The 16,086-nt window shown below is 45.0% G+C and carries 16 protein-coding genes; 11 read left to right on the forward strand and 5 right to left on the reverse strand.

Features of this window, described 5'->3' with window-relative positions:
- Positions 1-10: 10 nt before the first annotated feature.
- From QZ176_RS00825 to QZ176_RS00850, 6 genes are all read left to right on the forward strand, one after another.
- Positions 11-220, forward strand: a complete 210-nt coding sequence (locus tag QZ176_RS00825; protein WP_295150361.1) for a hypothetical protein — start codon at positions 11-13, stop codon at positions 218-220.
- A 92-nt stretch (positions 221-312) separates the two neighbouring features.
- Complete coding sequence (locus QZ176_RS00830; protein WP_295150364.1) at positions 313-633, forward strand: hypothetical protein; 321 nt, start codon at positions 313-315, stop codon at positions 631-633.
- 176 nt (positions 634-809) lie between these two features.
- Positions 810-1,382, forward strand: a complete 573-nt coding sequence (locus QZ176_RS00835) for a hypothetical protein (RefSeq protein WP_295150367.1) — start codon at positions 810-812, stop codon at positions 1,380-1,382.
- 101 nt (positions 1,383-1,483) lie between these two features.
- The gene (locus QZ176_RS00840; protein ID WP_295150369.1) at positions 1,484-1,840 is read left to right on the forward strand and encodes a hypothetical protein; all 357 of its coding nucleotides are present in this window, start codon (positions 1,484-1,486) and stop codon (positions 1,838-1,840) included.
- Between the two features lie 363 nt (positions 1,841-2,203).
- Positions 2,204-4,276, forward strand: a complete 2,073-nt coding sequence (locus tag QZ176_RS00845) for a TonB-dependent receptor (RefSeq protein ID WP_295150372.1) — start codon at positions 2,204-2,206, stop codon at positions 4,274-4,276.
- 120 nt (positions 4,277-4,396) lie between these two features.
- Entirely contained in the window at positions 4,397-5,188 is a 792-nt protein-coding gene (locus tag QZ176_RS00850) for a class I SAM-dependent methyltransferase (RefSeq protein ID WP_295150375.1), read from the forward strand.
- 98 nt (positions 5,189-5,286) lie between these two features.
- Here the strand turns inward: QZ176_RS00850 and QZ176_RS00855 are convergent, their stop codons facing one another.
- From QZ176_RS00855 to QZ176_RS00865, 3 genes are read right to left on the reverse strand one after another with little or no spacing between them, the layout of a single operon-like run.
- Positions 5,287-6,795 (reverse strand): RNA-directed DNA polymerase, encoded by a 1,509-nt coding sequence (locus QZ176_RS00855; protein ID WP_295150378.1) that lies wholly within the window; start codon positions 6,793-6,795, stop codon positions 5,287-5,289.
- A 29-nt stretch (positions 6,796-6,824) separates the two neighbouring features.
- Positions 6,825-7,037: a hypothetical protein gene (locus QZ176_RS00860; RefSeq protein ID WP_295150381.1), complete on the reverse strand. Its 213-nt coding sequence runs from the start codon at positions 7,035-7,037 to the stop codon at positions 6,825-6,827.
- 55 nt (positions 7,038-7,092) lie between these two features.
- Positions 7,093-7,647: a manganese efflux pump MntP family protein gene (locus tag QZ176_RS00865; RefSeq protein WP_295150383.1), complete on the reverse strand. Its 555-nt coding sequence runs from the start codon at positions 7,645-7,647 to the stop codon at positions 7,093-7,095.
- An 86-nt stretch (positions 7,648-7,733) separates the two neighbouring features.
- Here QZ176_RS00865 and QZ176_RS00870 point away from each other — a divergent pair, with 86 nt between their 5' ends.
- Positions 7,734-8,363, forward strand: coding sequence for a hypothetical protein (locus QZ176_RS00870; RefSeq protein WP_295150386.1), 630 nt, complete (start codon positions 7,734-7,736; stop codon positions 8,361-8,363).
- Between the two features lie 505 nt (positions 8,364-8,868).
- Complete coding sequence (locus tag QZ176_RS00875) at positions 8,869-10,236, forward strand: DMT family transporter (protein ID WP_295150389.1); 1,368 nt, start codon at positions 8,869-8,871, stop codon at positions 10,234-10,236.
- Here QZ176_RS00875 and QZ176_RS00880 read toward each other — a convergent pair.
- Together QZ176_RS00880 and QZ176_RS00885 are read right to left on the reverse strand one after the other, a co-directional pair.
- Positions 10,180-10,983: a metal ABC transporter permease gene (locus tag QZ176_RS00880; protein WP_295150391.1), complete on the reverse strand. Its 804-nt coding sequence runs from the start codon at positions 10,981-10,983 to the stop codon at positions 10,180-10,182. The genes QZ176_RS00875 and QZ176_RS00880 overlap by 57 nt on opposite strands.
- Positions 10,976-11,743 (reverse strand): ABC transporter ATP-binding protein, encoded by a 768-nt coding sequence (locus QZ176_RS00885; RefSeq protein WP_295150579.1) that lies wholly within the window; start codon positions 11,741-11,743, stop codon positions 10,976-10,978. The genes QZ176_RS00880 and QZ176_RS00885 overlap by 8 nt, the downstream gene beginning before the upstream one ends.
- Positions 11,744-11,842: 99 nt before the next feature.
- Between QZ176_RS00885 and QZ176_RS00890 the strand changes: the two genes are divergently transcribed.
- From QZ176_RS00890 to QZ176_RS00900, 3 genes are read left to right on the forward strand one after another with little or no spacing between them, the layout of a single operon-like run.
- Positions 11,843-12,751, forward strand: a complete 909-nt coding sequence (locus QZ176_RS00890; protein WP_295150394.1) for a class I SAM-dependent methyltransferase — start codon at positions 11,843-11,845, stop codon at positions 12,749-12,751.
- The gene (locus tag QZ176_RS00895) at positions 12,714-13,586 is read left to right on the forward strand and encodes a cytochrome c peroxidase (RefSeq protein WP_295150397.1); all 873 of its coding nucleotides are present in this window, start codon (positions 12,714-12,716) and stop codon (positions 13,584-13,586) included. Before QZ176_RS00890 ends, QZ176_RS00895 begins: the two co-directional genes overlap by 38 nt.
- The gene (locus QZ176_RS00900; RefSeq protein WP_295150399.1) at positions 13,576-15,996 is read left to right on the forward strand and encodes a GGDEF domain-containing phosphodiesterase; all 2,421 of its coding nucleotides are present in this window, start codon (positions 13,576-13,578) and stop codon (positions 15,994-15,996) included. Before QZ176_RS00895 ends, QZ176_RS00900 begins: the two co-directional genes overlap by 11 nt.
- The last annotated feature ends 90 nt before the right edge of the window (positions 15,997-16,086 follow it).

Genomic DNA, 16,086 nt, shown 5'->3' on the forward strand with positions numbered 1-16,086 from the left:
TCGGCGCTATATGGGACAGTATGTTATAAAAACTTTAGATTACTGCGCAGAAAAGGGACTGCGGCTACAATGGGAAAAGGACTTCGCGATCTCCGTCAATACTCTTGAAAACGAAGTTAATATAAGGGCAAATAAAAGCGGGCTTATATCTCTTGCTAGGCATTTGCTTACTTTAGCGCAAGATTTCCGTGCCGAAACATTCGCATATACATCTGGATGAGTATAATTCGCTTGAGGGGGGCTCGGCGGAACTTATAAACCAAAAAGATACCGAGCGATAAAGATAAATTTTTATGCTAAAGGAAGGCGACAATGAGAGAAAAGCACATTGTAGAGTTATTATCCTCCGCAATCGAAGGAGACGGGATCATATCCGTAGTATTTAAATTTTTCCATATAGATTGGGGATACACGCTAGAGGAGCTCGATCTAATTATAAACTTTGGTATAAAAAATGGCGATCTCCTTATAGAAGATATGCATGATGAAAACAAGCACTACGATAAAATAGATTGGCGGCTAGATAATGTGTATCAAGAGATCGTTATGGTAGATATTTACAAATATATGCCATTGCTATTTTCCAAACATCCGACGGTACCGGATCCTTATAAGCAGTTCATTACGGAATGAAATTTGCGTATGACAGCACGGATAAAACTATAAAATTTAAAGGGTTGAGCGTATGGCGCAAAACGCTATAAATAAAGCAAAGCATAACGAAAAAGAGCAGCAAAATGACAGATAGAATCGGCTCCTGTTGTATCGGCATGATGACAACTATCTCAAAAAGACTATAGGAATAAAAAATGAGCACTAGGATAGGTTTAATACTTTTGGGTGCATTTTTTGTATTTGAAAGTATTCTTGGCTGCTTTAGCGGAAAGATGTATTTTAAATACGGGGGCTGGAGCGCAGTTGAGCCGGTCTATATTATCAAGATTTTCATCATCGGCTTATTGTTTGTTTCTGCAGGAATTTTCATAAACAAAAAAATAGGTAGAGTGATTAATGCCTTGATAGGCTTAAACCTTTTAATAATATCTATAGAAATTTTTGCAACGCAAGATCCTGCAGGAATACAAAGCAAAATCGGATATCCTTTTCTTATCTCGGGATTTTCGGTTTTACTTATTAGTATCTTGTTTTTTTACCTCGCCTTCCGCTCTGAAAAGAGCATAAAAAGATACCCAGAGTATATGTGGTGTGCAGACTGCGGTAAATTTTACCGATACGAGGATGTCAAAGATACGGATCAAATTTGCCCGGACTGCGGCAAAAAGCTTACTGAGTATAATGACGGCGACTACTGGAAAAGAAACGCCTCCGATCAAAGCGCTAAAACTCCGAAGATCAAAAGGCGTAAATTTAAAAAGAGATGAAATTTTGATTTGTTATAGAGGAGTATATAAAAATGTTAAATAGAATTTTTGCATTAATCAGCTTTTTTGCTTTTTTTACATGGGGACTGACGGCTGCTTTATTGGGAAAAGTCGATATAAAACCCGGCTTTATGGCATCGGTAAAATTTGATAGCGTGCATCTGCGTATCATCATAGGAATTTTATGCTTTGTGGCGTGCGCTTTCTTTTTATACCTCGCATTTCGCCCTGAAAAAAGCGTAAAGTATTATCCTAAATTTATGCGCTGCAAAGGGTGTCTTAAATTTTATAATTTCTCGGACGTTAAAGATAGGAGTGTTTGCCCTAAGTGCGGAGGCGAGCTGCAAGATTATGCCGAGATAGAAAAGTGGAATCAAGCGGAAAAGAATAAAAAGCTTGAAAGATATTATAAATTTGAAAAAGAGTGGCTAAAGAAGGTGAGCCATGATAAAAAATAATTGATGCGCAAGCAAAATCAAAAAGCCATATGGATAAAAAAATGAGCGCCAGGATAGGTTTAATACTTTTTGGCGCATTTTAGACGGGTATGATTTTAGGGATTGAGTAAATTTTAAAAATTCCAGCTAGATCCGCTTTGCGAATTTGCCTTTTTAAAAAAACGCCGCTAAAGAATCTAAATTAAAACCGAAATTTTATCGCACTACGTAAAACGCTCAAAACTAAAATTTCATCCAATTTCCGCCAAAATTTTAAAAAATCTATCTTTAATCTTTGAAATTTATTATTATTTAATCAAGAGAAATTATAATATAGCATTTGCAAATCATTCGCAAAATTATAATTTTGAATAGGGGAGAGTGATGGTTAAGAAATTTTATCTTTCAAATGCCGCGATCGCACTAAGTTTGTGTGCCGCATTGCAACTAAACGGAGCCGAAAACAACGTTACGTCCGCAAATATCAGCGCGCCTAGCGCAGGGGCGGTAAATCCCGCAGCTCCTAAAAGCGCTTCCGGCGCGAACGCCACAAAGCTGGGCACCATCGTAGTTACCGCGACGGGCTTTGAGGATACGCTTAAAAACGAGGTTCGCAATGTCTCCGTTGTCACCGCTGAGGATATGGAAAATCGCGGTTACCGCGATCTGCGTGAGATTTTAGAAAAGGCGCCGGGGGTTAGCTTTAACGGCAGATCTGTTGATTTGCGTGGGCAAGGTGCGAAAGCCAATACCTCCGTCAAGGTCCTTCTTAACGGAGTCGCTCTCAATATGATCGACACGACGCCTACGACCATCCCGATCGATCTCGTTCCGATCGAAGATATCGAGCGCGTGGAGATCATCCCCGGCGGCGGTAGCGTGCTTTACGGCAGCGGCACCAGCGGCGGCGTGATAAATATCATCACAAAAAAGGGCGCAAAATACCCATACGCCAATGTCTCTACCAAGATCGCGTCGTATAATTATAAAGATCTAAATTTCGGCGCAGGCGGGAATGTGAGCGAAAATCTATTTCTAAAGACCGCAATGAAGGGCTTTGATCAGCATGGATACCGCAAGGGCGAAAGAGAGCGAGGCTACTATACATCATTTGGACTAAATTATAAAATTTCAGATGATCAAAGCCTATCTTTTAATCCGAGCTTTTATCGCGCTAGGACGCATGATGTGCCGGGTTTAGGGCTTGCCGAGCTTAAAGCGGATCGCCGCCAACAAGGAGGCGAGAGGACCTTTACCAAAAGTACGCGACTAAATTTTGACTTGGATTATGCGGTAAAATTCGGCGATAGATTTGAAGCAAATTTACAGCCTTATTATCAAGATATTAGAATTTTGCAAAAGGGCTTTGTGATGAAAGATCGCAAAGAAGGGGCGAATTTAAAGGGCAAGCTTACCTATGATAACGACGAGCTCATAGCGGGATATGATTATCTCAAAAACAAGGGCTTCCGCAGGATCGACTTTACCACTTCGATGAATCCTATGATGAGCCTTTCGCAACTTACGATCTTTGATATGCAAAAACAGACGCACTCGGTTTATGCCTTAGAAAAGCACGACTTCACGGAGCTGTTTTCGCTTAGTGCGGGCGGGCGTTTTGAGCGCGCCGAATACAAAGTAGATCGCGAAGTCTCTACGACGATGCGTAGGATGGGGCGCATCTTTCACACTCAAGACAGCACGCACGTAACGGACGATAAAAACAACTATGCGTTTGAGATCACGCCGAATTTTAAATATTCTAAAGACGGCAATGTCTATTTTAAATTTGAGCGAGGCTATATCTCACCGGGTCCTAATCAGCTCATCGATAAGCTAAGTTCTAGCGGCCCTTACGTGCTTAATAACCTCAAATCCGAAACCTTTAAAACCTACGAGATCGGCATGAAGGATCTAATCTATGGGCAATACGTAAGCGCGACGCTGTTTTGGACCGATACGAAAAACGAGATCGTAAACGAGCTACTCGGTAGCGGCTTTAATAGCGGTTGGCATTTTATAAATATCGACGAGACGCGCCGCAAGGGCGTGGAGCTGTATGCGGAGCAAAGCCTGCTTTCAAATTTAAAGCTCAGCGAGACCTTTTCATACGTGGACGCCAAGATCCAATCCGGCGCGAATAAGGGCAAGCAGGTTCCGCTAGTGGAGCGCTCGAAGTTCGTTTTGGGCGTCGATTACGAACCGATTAGAAATTTAACGCTGATGAGCGATTTTAAATATTTCTCATCATCGCACGACGCCAACCACGACAGGATCGATTCGCGCACGATCGTAGATCTGGGCGCTGCGTATCGCTTCGCAAGCGGATTTTTGATAAGCGCCGGAGTCAAAAACGTCTTTGACGAGGAGTATAATTACAACCAAAATTTACGCGCAGACGTCTATACTCCGGCCCCCGGGCGCAACTACTACGTGGAGTTTAAATACGCCTATTAGCGCGCGTTTAAATTTAAGCGAGGTTTTGAGCTGCGAAATTTAAAATTTACGGACGGAATTTAAAATTTTGCCGCGACGTGCTTTGCCGCCGCGAGATTAAATTTAATAAAAGGAGCGAAGATGAAGCCTGATTATAAAAACTGGGTGCCTAAGGGCATGATCGCGTCATTTGCTGCGAGTGCGGGCGTGGCGTTAGTTTTATTTTTGATTTTCGGCGTTTACGGTTTGGGTGCTAGTGGTGCGCTAAGAGGCGTGCTAGCCGGGCTTTTCGGCGCAGCGACGCTGGTTTTGATCGGCTTTACGATCTACTGCGTCGTGTGGTACCGCGCGTTTGATTACGGCGGCAAGCGTCAGCTCTCGCGCGCGATCGTAGAAGGCATGGCAAAATATGTGGATCTGCCCGAGGGCGGGCGCGGGCTAGACGTAGGCTGCGGCAGCGGCGCGCTAACGATCGCCGTTGCTAAGCGCAATCCGCACGCATCGGTGCTAGGCGTCGATCGCTGGGGCTTTGAGTACGCGTCTTTTAATAAGCAGCTGTGCGAATCCAACGCGCGCGCCGAAGGTGTGCAAAACACTAGCTTCGAGCAGGCCGACGCCACGCAGCTGCCCTTTGAGGACGGCAGCTTCGATGCGGTTACAAGCAACTACGTCTATCACAACATCATGCGCAAGGACCGCCAGGCGCTGCTTTTAGAGACGCTCCGCGTGCTTAAAAAGGGCGGCAGCTTCGCGATCCACGATCTTTTCTCGCGCGGAAACTACGGCGATATGGACGCTTTCATCGCGCGACTTAAGGAGCAGGGCTATGAGCAGCTCGAGTTCATAGACACGACGCAGGGGCTTTTTATGGGTCCGCGCGAAGCCAAATGGCTGATGCTAGGCAGCTCAAAGCTTCTGGCGGGTAGAAAATAGAGAGCCTTCGCAAATTTGATAATTTACTATGCCCTACTAACAAATTCATATTTTAATAATTTTCCTATAAATTTTAAATTTACTATTTTTTCATTATTTCATAGCGACTGTTCCCTAAAAAGAAGCACTTCATCGTCTTGTATTTCGGTATCAAGAGTATTTAAGGCATCTTGATTGACAATATTACTTCTATTTTCTAAAATTCTTATATTATTAGGATATAGCCATTCATTATTCCATAATTTTATGGACTCACCGCCGACCAGTTTGCATAATGGCTCACAAAAATATTTTTGTGTAATTTGTAATTTTATAATTGCCCTCTGTAGCCATATTTGCATATGCCCAGTATTTGGAATGCTATTAAATTTATTTACAATTTTATCGACAATTGATTCAATCGATTTTTTATTAATCAATCCAAATAATATACTTAGTATTGCCATAGATATAGAATAAGTTCTTGGATTTAAAAGAGCGATATCAACTACAATACTTATTAAAACTTCTATATTTTCTTTATTCCTAGTTTTGTTTTTACTTTCTCTTAATTGTTTCAAAATTGCCTGCAACTCTTTTGTTATAGTTCCAGAATGCGGATATTTTAGTGCAAATTGATGAATCAGCAAAAGACGTTTTTGTATTGTTTTTAAATCTTTATCAACAACTAGCCAATCTAACTTATCTGGTTTTATTGAGCCTTGAATAACGTTGTTAGAAAAAGTTGTTTTACTTGAATTTAATTTTAACCCTAAATCAATTAAAACTTCTGTAAGTATTTTAATTATCTCATCTGCGATTTGTGGGCTATTAACAAAAATTCTATAATCATCTCTATATCTTAAAATATAAAAATCTTTTTTATCAATGTATTTTAATTTGGCACTTAAACACAAATCAGCATAGGACAATACAATCTCTGCAATAAGATCCATTAAAACGCTACCTTGCGGTATTCCATTCGTTTGTCCATTCGACATACTTTGTATATGAAAATCGATCATGCCACCAATATATTTTTTATTAAAATTTTTATCTTTTCTGTTATTTTTTGATACTTTTTTAGAATGTAATGCCCAGGATACAGAATGAGTATAAATCGAACCATAACAATCCACAATATCTGTATGGTAAATATAACTATAGTTCAAACTTAAAATTATAGATTTTTGTTCTATCTGCCCCCACCAGTTTGAGATTTGCTCAGCCTTATCTGATTCGTTTGACTCAGAAACTACAGGCAAACTCATACATTCAACAACGCTTCTAGATTCTATTTTTTTAAATCTTTTTCTGATTAGTTCCCAATTGTCGTATTTTGTTATTTCATTAACAAGCGAAACATAAAGAAAAGGATGAATTAATTCGAATCTCCGCCAATCATATTTGCCATTTTTATTATGAAATAATTTGTAGTTTACATCTTCAAAACTATCCGGATTGCTGTTTTTAATACTCATAAAATTTTTCCGACCTAGAATCTTTGAAATTTGATCAAACAAATTATCAAATTTAATATATGGCGGCAAATCAATATTTACGTAGCTTTCATGCTTTAATAAAAATAATCTAGCTTCTTCAAAATTTAAAGAAAGTATATTTTTCACATCATCTCCTTTTTCATTTGGTATTATTTTTACTTAGCAACAGTCTTTAAGGATTTCGGTTCACCTTTCTTTAGGCTCTCCCACTCCTTTTTCACGCAGGCTTTTTGTGCCTCGTCCGTGCTAGCAAACTCCTTTTGCGTCTGCCTCGTTTTGCCGTTTTTGATGCTCTCGCTAGCTAAAATTTGACCCTGCACGCGCAAATTTAGGCGATCGCCGCCGCTTAAATTTATTAAATTTTTCATTTTCGCCCCTGCGGATTAATTTTAAAAATTATCGCAAAGAGGCGCTTAAAAGTCGCTAAATATCGATAACGCCGAGGTGCGAGAGTAAAATTTTAACCCCGATCAGAATTAAAATCGCGCCGCCTAAAACGAGCGCCTTTGAGTGCAGGTATTCGCCCGTTAGCTTGCCTGCGTAGCACGCCGCGACGCACAGCGCGAAGCAGACGAGCCCGATTACGCAACAGGCGTAGAGGATGTTTATCTCGCCAAAGGCAAAGGTCACGCCCACAGCCATCGCATCGATGCTGGTGGCGATCGCGCCCAGCACCAGCTCCTTCGTGCTTAGGCATAGGTCTGGCTCATCCTGCTCGCGGCGGGATTCCGCGATCATCTTAACGCCTAAAAACGATAAAATTCCAAACGCGACGAAGTGATCGATTTGCGCGATAAATTTTACGAAATTTATCCCCAAAACGTAGCCTGCAAGCGGCATTATAAACTGAGCCGCCGCGTAGAAAAACGCGACGCGCGCGATCTGCGCAAATTTAAAATTCGGATATTTCGCGCCGTTTGAGATACTAAGCGCGACGCTGTCCATCGCAAGCGCGAAAGCGATGAGTAAAAGCTCCATATTTAGCCCTTTTGGTATTATAAAAGCGTTGATTATACATTAAAATTTTCGAAATAAAATAATCAATCTTTAATTAGGAAAAAACTTTGCTTAAAAAATTAATCTTTTGTTTATTGCCGATATTTGCGACTGCTAGCTGGGAGGAGGTCGCCGTAAAGGGGCTGGACGTGATGCTTAGTGCGGGCGCGGGCGATAGCGAAAATTTTAAAAACTCACTAAGCACTTTGATAGAGCGTGCCGCAAATGAATACGAACGCACTGGCGTACAGGATTACGAGCTCGATTTGCCTAGCTACATTACCGAGCGCGCGGGCAAAAAAAGCATCGCCGTGCAGAATATGCAAAGGCTGGCGAGCAAGAAGCTAAGTCTTGCCGTAGAGCCGATCAAAAAGCTCGTACTCGCTAAAATAAAAGATATGTCCGAAGCCGATACTAAAGCGGTAATGAGCGGCGAGGTGTTATTCAGCCACTATCTGCGCACCAACGCCTTTGATGAAATTTACGAAATCATTCGCCCTTTGGCACGTGAACTAGGAGCCGACGTGAGCTTTGCTAAAAGCTTTAAAAGTGCCGTTGGACGCGACCCTGGAGACGATTTTAGTAGCGAATTTAGCAGCGCCTTTATCAACGAAAGCTTCGATTTTTTAAGCAAAAACGAAAGGGAGTTTCGCAAAAACTCGGGCGCGATTTTAAACGCCATAAAGACGATCAGATAGGCGCGACCGCACTAAAATCTCGGCGAAATTTTACTTTAAATTTATGAAAAATTCTATCTCGGAGCTCGCGGAAAATTTTAATTCAAAATTCGCTTTAAATTTTATCTCAAACCGGGTGCGTGAGTGCGCGAAAAACACAGCGCCTGGCGACACGGCAAATTTTGCTCCCGCTCCCTACCTCAAAAGAAATTTCAAATTTCAAGATGCGGATGCCCGGTTAAATTTTATCTGCGGAAGAAATTTAAAATTTTATCCCGTCTCGGCCGGTTTCGCCGCACGCAATCGTGCCTCGGCCAGTTTTGCTGCGCACAGTCTCGTCGCGCTTTATTCCGCTCCGCGCGTTAGAAATCTTGAAAGAAAATCCGCTTTAAGCTCCGCGGCTCTTTCGCCGAATTTAAACTCTGCACAAATTCCTAACTGCGCCGAAAGCAAAGCTTTAAATTTCGCAAAAGCCTCCGCAATAAATCCTTGCGAAAATTCTGCGAAAAATTTCAAACGAAATTTTATGGGAAATTCCACTCATAGCGGCGCAAATAGCGCGAGTTCGCTAAATCGTGCGAGCGACGTAGACGAGCCAAATTTAAGCCCCGCAAAAAGCCTTGCTGACGCCCATACGCGACGCTCAAAGAAAAATTTTACCGAGGTCATTGCAAGCGGCCACGGCTCTACTCATACGCCGCAGAGCTTTGGATTGAAAAATTTTAAGGCGCGGAATTTTGCGAAGAAATCTAATTCGGCACAGAATTCTAGCTCCGCTCAAAGCTTAAATTCCGCGCAGAATTTCGATTTCACGCAAAGCTCTAATTCTACGCAGAGCCCTGCTGCCGCGCAAAATTCTGCCTCTACGCAAAACTACACGCAAAGCTCGAATTCTGCGCAGAGTTTCGGGCGAAATTCTAATTCCGCGCAAAGCCATGCGCAAAACCCCGTTCCGCCTAGCAGGTTGTGGGATCTGGGGCTGCTTTTCGTAGCGATCGTTTGGGGATGCACTTTCGTGCCGGTTCAGCGCGCGCTGCATAGCGGCGACGTTTTTAGCTTTTTGTTTTGGCGCTTTTTGGCGGCGAGCATTTTTACCTACCTCGCCTGCCTGCGTTTCGGCGTCAAATTTGACCGCGGCACGATAGGGCGGGGCGTGTTTTGCGGGCTGATGCTATTTTGCGATTTTTCCTGCCAAACCATAGCGCTTGATTATGCGCTATCATCGACGGTGGCGTTTATTTTGGGGCTAAATGTCGTCATCGTGCCCTTTTTGATGCTTGCGTTCTTCGGCAAAAAGGTCGGTGTGAGCGCCTTTGGCGGCGCGGCCACGGCGCTTTTGGGGCTGTATTTTTTAAGCGGAGCAAGCGGCGCGGTGGGATTTGGCATAGGCGAGCGGTTGACGCTGATTTCCGCGTTTGCATACGCGCTTCACATCGTCTTTACCGGCGTTTGCGCGCGCAAAAGCAATCTCTACGGCTTTGTGATCGTGCAGTTTATCTGCGTCTGCGTCTGCGCGCTGATCGCGGCGGTTTTCACTCCTCACGCGGAGTTTGAAGGCGAGATAAGAGTACTTGGAAATTTGATCTTTTCGCCGAGCTTCGATTTCGTTTTCGCGCTGGTTTTGACCTCGATCTTTGCTACCGTCGCGGCGTTTGTGATCCAAACGATGGCGCAAAATCGCGGCGTAAGCGAGATAAAAACGGTGCTTATTTTCGCGCTAGAGCCCGTAAGCGCGGGTATTATGGGGTATGCTTTCGGCGAGAAGCTAAGCGCGCTTCAAATTTTAGGCGCGGCGCTGATACTCGCAGGTATCCTGCTTAGCGAGCTGGGTGGACTTTTAGGCGCGAAGTTTGCTAAAGATCGAGCTTGCGAAAAAGCAGACCGAGGCGACTAGGATTATCGAAGCGCCGCTGGTTAGATTGAGCTTAAAGCTCAAAACAAGCCCTGCCGCGCAGAAAAGTGCCGATAGCCCGCAGCTTATCGCCATCATCGAGCCTAAGCTTTTTGAAATTTTTTCGGCGATGAAAGGCGGGATCGTCATCAGCGAGATCACCAAGATTAGCCCTACGATCTGAATCGACGCGACCACCGCGAGGCTCGCCATCACTACGAGGACGTAGTAAAAGACGCTAGTATTTACTCCGCGCAGCAGAGCGAATTCCTTATCGAAGCTGATCGCTAAAAACTGCCTGTAAAAGCACGCCGTAAGCGCCGCAAATGCCGCGCCGCAAATGCCGATGAAGATCAAATTTTCATGATTTATCGCTAAGATTGAGCCGAATAAAAAGCTCATCAGATCGGATTTGTATCCAGGCGTAAGATCGGCGAAAATTATCCCCAGCGCCATTCCAAACGCCCATATCGCGCCGATTACGGCGTCGAAGCGTTCGGTGTTTCGCAGCGTGACGTAAGCGATTAGCAGCCCCAAAAACAGCGCAAATACGCTAGCTCCCAGCACGGGCGAGATGCCTAAAAACAGCGCGATGCCGATGCCGCCGTATGCGCCGTGCGCGATGCCGCCTGCGATGAAGCTCATACGATTTATCACGACTAAAGAGCCCACGACGCCGCAGACTATACTAACTAAAAGCCCGCCGAGCAAGGCATTTCGCATGAAATCATAAGATAGAATTTCAGCCATTTTCGCCCTCCTTACAGCAGCATTCGTTAAGCGCGAGATCGACGGCGCAGAAGTGACCGTGCTCGCGTCGCAGGTGATCTAAAAATTCCGCCCTGCCTCCCGGATCGATCTCGTGGGTGTGCGCCGAGCCGTTTGCGATGTAAAGCGCGCGATTTGCGTAGTTTAGCGCAAGCTGCACGTCGTGGCTGATTAGAATTATGCCGCAGCCGCCCTCGTTTAGGGATTTTAAAAGCTCGTAAATTTGAACCTGCCCCATCGTATCGATGCTCGCTAGCGGCTCGTCAAGAAGTAAAATTTTAGCCTTCGCGCACAGCGCCCGCGCTATGTAAACGCGCTGTCTCTGCCCGCCGCTAAGCTCGCTGATACGGCAGCAGGCTAAGCTCTGCATGCCTACGCGCTCCAAAGCTTGCATGGCTTGCTCGCGCTCGGATTTACTGTAAAAGCCGAAAATTTTATTATCTATCAGCCCCATTAAAACGACTTCGAGCACGCTTATGGGAAAGCTTTTATTTATCGCGATGAACTGCGGCACGTAGCCCATTTGCGCCCTGGCAAGCGCGGGTGATCTGCCTAAAATTTCGATCGTGCCCGAGCTTGGTCGCAGCAGCCCCAAAAGTAGCTTTAAAAGGGTGCTTTTGCCGCCGCCGTTGGGCCCGAAAATTGCTAAAAAATCGCGCAGCTCGTAGCTTAAGCTTATATCTTTTAAAATTTCGCGTTTTTCGTAAGCAAAGTTTAAATTTCTTATCGTCACGTCCGCCATGAACGCCCTTTCGCCTAGATTTTGAAAGCATTTATTATAGCCCAAATTCGGAAAAATTGCCAAATTTTGCTATTATTACAAAAAATTTAAAGGCTAGCGGTGGAGAAAATCGGCGAAAAAACACATGAAAATAGCTGGGATAAAAAGTCCGAAAGTTACGCCAAATTTAGCGGCGAGCTAGGGGATTTTGGCAAGCGGGTATTTGAGATACTGCGCGGCTGGGGCGTGAGCTTTGCGGGCAAAAGCGTGCTAGACGTGGGCGCCGGCACGGGGGTTTACTCGCTGTATCTCGCGTCGCTGGGCGCCAAGGTTACGGCGATCGATAGCTCGGAGGGGATGCTGCGCGAGCTAAGGCGTAGCGCAGAGGAGTTTGGCATTAGCTTGCAAAACGTATTAAATTTAAGCTTTGCGGAGTTTTGCGAGCGGCTGAGCCGCGATGGTTTTGCAAATGCGGCGGATGAAAATTTTAAAATTTATCCGCGCTCGCAAAGCGAAATTTCAAACTCGCAAGCTCAAGAAGCCCGGGCTTTAAATTTAAAAGACGCTGTGAGCAAAAGCCGCGAGAGCGAAAATTTTAAAATTCCCGCAGTTTTTGACATCGCGTTTCTTACGATGAGCCCCGCGCTAAAAAGCACGGAAGATTTTGAGGCGTTTTTGGCTTTGGGCGAGCGCAAAATTTATCTAAACTGGGCGAGCGAGCGCAATTCATCGATGCTTGCGCCGCTTTTTGAGCGCTTCGGCACAGGTCACAAAAGACTTGCTACTGCCGCCGAAAAGTTCGAGGCGCTGCTTGGGGCGCGCGACGTCAAATTTAAGAGCGAAATTTTAACCGAGAGGCGCGAGCAAAAACGCAGCTTGCAAGAGGCGGTGCAAAACGCCGCGTGGCACCTGCATATGGACGGCGCGGAGGCTAGCGAGCGCGAGATCGAGGAGCTTTTGAAAAAGCGGGCTAAAGACGGGATGATAAGCGATGAGATCGAAGCGAGCTTTAAGCTGTTTTATATTTAGCCTGACGCCCGTTTTTGGGCTTTGCGGCAATCTTTTTACGCCGCTTGAGATGCCTAAATATGACTCACAAAAGGCGCGGCTGGGTGCAAAAATTTTTACCGATGTAAGATTTAGCAGCAAAGGCCGCTCCTGCGAGAACTGCCATAACTTCTATCTAAACGATTCGGGCGCTTCGGTGCGCGATGGACGCGTGCCTACGCTAATAAATTCTTATTATTTTGATCGCTACTTGGGCGATTATAATTTCGCGGGCTTTGAAGCGCGGATTGCGGCATCAGTTTTTGGCGAGAACGAGCTTGATGCGAGCGAAGATAGAATTTTAGAGCTTATCAGGAAGAATTTAGCCTACAAGCAGGCTTTTGAAAGTGCTTACGGCGAGGCAAATACGGCGAACTTCATTGATGCGCTAAAGGAATTTTTAAAGTCCAAAACGGCGATAAATTCCAAATTTGACCGATTTTTGCGCGGCGAGGTTAAGCTAAATGATGCCGAATATAACGGATATGTGCTTTTTGTGCGGCTGTGTTCGGCATGTCATAACGGCGTTAGCCTTGGCACCGGCAGCTTTACTAAAATTCGCCCGAGCGCGGAAGAGGAGGATGCGCCTAGGCATAGGCTCACTTCCGATGGATTTGAGCTGCGCCGCGTGCCTAGCTTGCGCAATATCACGCAAACCGCGCCTTACGTAAACGGGCAGACGGATTTGCGTCTTGCGGTGCGGCAGATCGCAAAGGATCTGCTAAAATACGATCTTAGCGATGAGGAGCTTGATGCTTTGATGAGCTTTTTAGCTACACTTAAGGGCGAGATGACGGAGGCGCAGGATGAAAGATAAGATAATGTGGGCTTTGATGGTGGGGATTATGATATTAGGCATAATCATCGCCGGGAATTATTTCTCGTCGCTAAGAGATGTAGCGAGATTTAGCACGATTTCGCGCGAGCTAGCTTTGATAGATAATGCCGACAACCGCCTAAATATATTATTTGATGCAAAGATCGCAAGAAGGGACTTTTCGATCGCAAATGCCGATATGCGCGGCATCTATCAGGTACTGCAAGCTCTGCAAAAAGATAAAATCATTGATAAAATCGGACTTAGCAGCGATGTGCGCGCGATCGGAAGCGCTTTTAGCGATAAAATTTCGCTTTTGGACGAGCTTGGGGCTTTAAATTCGCAGAATTTAATCCTTTTTCAAAGTCTTCAGCAAAAATTTTTATCCAGTGGCGCAAATGCGCAAAGAGCAAATCTCTACTCTCAAATTTTAGGACTTAACTATAAAAATCGCTCCGAAATATCTGCTTTGAAAAGCGCGCTAGAAAGCGCAGATGCGTCAAGCCCCGATGAAGCTGCATTTATAGGAATCGCGCGACAAATTCTAAGGAATTTCGAGCGTCAAAATATCATCGTAAGCGATAATCTCTCGTTGCTAAATGAGCGCTTCGCAAGCCTGCGCGAGCGATTTTCTTACGCTAGTGAGGAATTCTACGGCTCGTTCATGCAAATGACGATGCTTTACACGGCGGTGTTTTTGTCGTTTTTACTGCTTACTTACATCATAAATTCCGATGCTTTGCGTAGCAAACGCGCCCTCGCGCCCTATCGCGCACTATGCGAGCAAGCAGGCGAAGCGATAGTTTTAGCAGATCAGGGCTTTAAAATTTTATACGCTAATAAAAGCGCGCTTAGCTTAAGCGGCTACGAACAAAGCGAGCTGGAAGGAAGCGATCTTGGAGTTTTGATGCCCAAAGATAAAGGGATCGAACTTCCTGCGATGGTAAATAAAAGCGCCAAAGATACGCGCCTGCTTCGCAAAAACGGCGAGCTAGCCGATGTAAGCCTAAGACTAGCAAATATCGCGGCTGCATCCAAGCCGCCGCTATATGCGCTTTACGCTCATGACATCGGCGAGCGCGAGATTATGAAGCTAGCTCTTGCGAGCGCAAAGCAGAGCTTAAACAATCAAGTCTATATCGATCATCTTACGGGCCAGGGCAATGAAGCAGCGCTATACGAGCTAATAAACGCCGAAAAAACGGGCGTAGCGATCTACATCACTATCGTAAATTTTGCAAATTTGCGACTTTTTTACAAGGCGGAGACGACGAATGAAATTCTGCGCTCCTTTGCGCGCACGCTTGCGATGTGTATCGAATCGCACGAGATCAAAGCCAGTATCTTTCGCATCCAATCGGATGAGTTTTGCCTATTTTACGAGGGACTAAATGTCGCGCGCGACGTGGAGATCATAAATAAATACTTCACCGACAAGGTTTTTAATCTCCATACGACCGAGGGCTTTGCGTCCGCGCCTTTAAATATCACGATGGGCGTAAGCGAGCGCGCAGATGTAGCAGGTGGCGCAAATAGGGTCTTTCAGGCGGTTATGGCGATGTATGAGGCGCAGAGCAAAAACGAGCACGTGGGCTTTTATTCGCGCCCAAATGCGATTGAGGAAAAATATCTGCAAAACCAGGTTATGATCAACACCATTCAAAATGCGATCAAGAAAAATCAAGTCTTTGTGCTTGTTCAGCCCATATTTGATATCACCCACCGCGATCCTAGTGGTAACACCTACGGCACCGAGGGCGGTGATTATGTCCCGTTAGTATATGAAATTCTAATCCGCCTAATCGATCGTTCGGGCAAGACGCGCTGCCCGGGTGAGTTTATCGATATCGCAAAGCAAACCTCGCTCTACATCCCGCTAACTCAGGTCGTAATAAACGAAGCCTTTCGCTTGCTAGACCGCTTCGCAGGGACTTGCTTTAGCATAAATCTTTCATATTTTGACATCGCAAACGAAGGTATCAAGGAGCTTTTAGAGCGCAAGCTCGCATCCAGTCCAAACGCTTCAAATCTATTCATTGAAATTTTAGAAAGCGAGGAATTTGACGATTACGAGAGCCTACGCAGCTTCATCGCCGTAGCCAAAAACTATGGCTGCAAGGTCGCGATAGACGATTTTGGCAGCGGATACTCCAACTACTATAGAATTTTAACGCTCGACGTGGATTACATAAAGATCGACGGAGCGCTCATCAAAAATATCGCAAACGACAAAAACTCGCGCGCCATCGTCGAAACGATCGCTAACTTCGCGCGCAAGCAGGGCTACGAGCTCATCGCCGAATACGTAGAAAACCATGAAATTTCAATCATCTTAGAAGAGATGGGGATTAAATATATGCAGGGCTACTTCTACAGCAAGCCGATGGAGCCTTCGAGGATAAAATTCTAACCTCATCTCGCCGCGACTTTATAGCCCGCCTTTTAAATTTACGAGCCAAAGATCGCCTTCGTAAGGCGAGAAATTCTGATTTAGCAAGCC

This window comes from uncultured Campylobacter sp. (assembly GCF_905373215.1).
In the GTDB taxonomy this organism is placed as follows: Bacteria; Campylobacterota; Campylobacteria; order Campylobacterales; family Campylobacteraceae; genus Campylobacter_B.

Excerpts from the sequence above, each read along its gene's own strand:
- QZ176_RS00825 (WP_295150361.1), top strand. The coding sequence starts at position 11 with ATGGGACAGTATGTTATAAAAACTTTAGATTACTGCGCAGAAAAGGGA.
- QZ176_RS00830 (WP_295150364.1), top strand. The coding sequence starts at position 313 with ATGAGAGAAAAGCACATTGTAGAGTTATTATCCTCCGCAATCGAAGGA.
- QZ176_RS00835 (WP_295150367.1), top strand. The coding sequence starts at position 810 with ATGAGCACTAGGATAGGTTTAATACTTTTGGGTGCATTTTTTGTATTT.
- QZ176_RS00845 (WP_295150372.1), top strand. The coding sequence starts at position 2,204 with ATGGTTAAGAAATTTTATCTTTCAAATGCCGCGATCGCACTAAGTTTG.
- QZ176_RS00850 (WP_295150375.1), top strand. The coding sequence starts at position 4,397 with ATGAAGCCTGATTATAAAAACTGGGTGCCTAAGGGCATGATCGCGTCA.
- QZ176_RS00860 (WP_295150381.1), bottom strand. The coding sequence starts at position 7,037 with ATGAAAAATTTAATAAATTTAAGCGGCGGCGATCGCCTAAATTTGCGC.
- QZ176_RS00865 (WP_295150383.1), bottom strand. The coding sequence starts at position 7,647 with ATGGAGCTTTTACTCATCGCTTTCGCGCTTGCGATGGACAGCGTCGCG.
- QZ176_RS00875 (WP_295150389.1), top strand. The coding sequence starts at position 8,869 with ATGGGAAATTCCACTCATAGCGGCGCAAATAGCGCGAGTTCGCTAAAT.
- QZ176_RS00880 (WP_295150391.1), bottom strand. The coding sequence starts at position 10,983 with ATGGCTGAAATTCTATCTTATGATTTCATGCGAAATGCCTTGCTCGGC.
- QZ176_RS00885 (WP_295150579.1), bottom strand. The coding sequence starts at position 11,743 with ATGGCGGACGTGACGATAAGAAATTTAAACTTTGCTTACGAAAAACGC.
- QZ176_RS00895 (WP_295150397.1), top strand. The coding sequence starts at position 12,714 with ATGAGATCGAAGCGAGCTTTAAGCTGTTTTATATTTAGCCTGACGCCC.
- QZ176_RS00900 (WP_295150399.1), top strand. The coding sequence starts at position 13,576 with ATGAAAGATAAGATAATGTGGGCTTTGATGGTGGGGATTATGATATTA.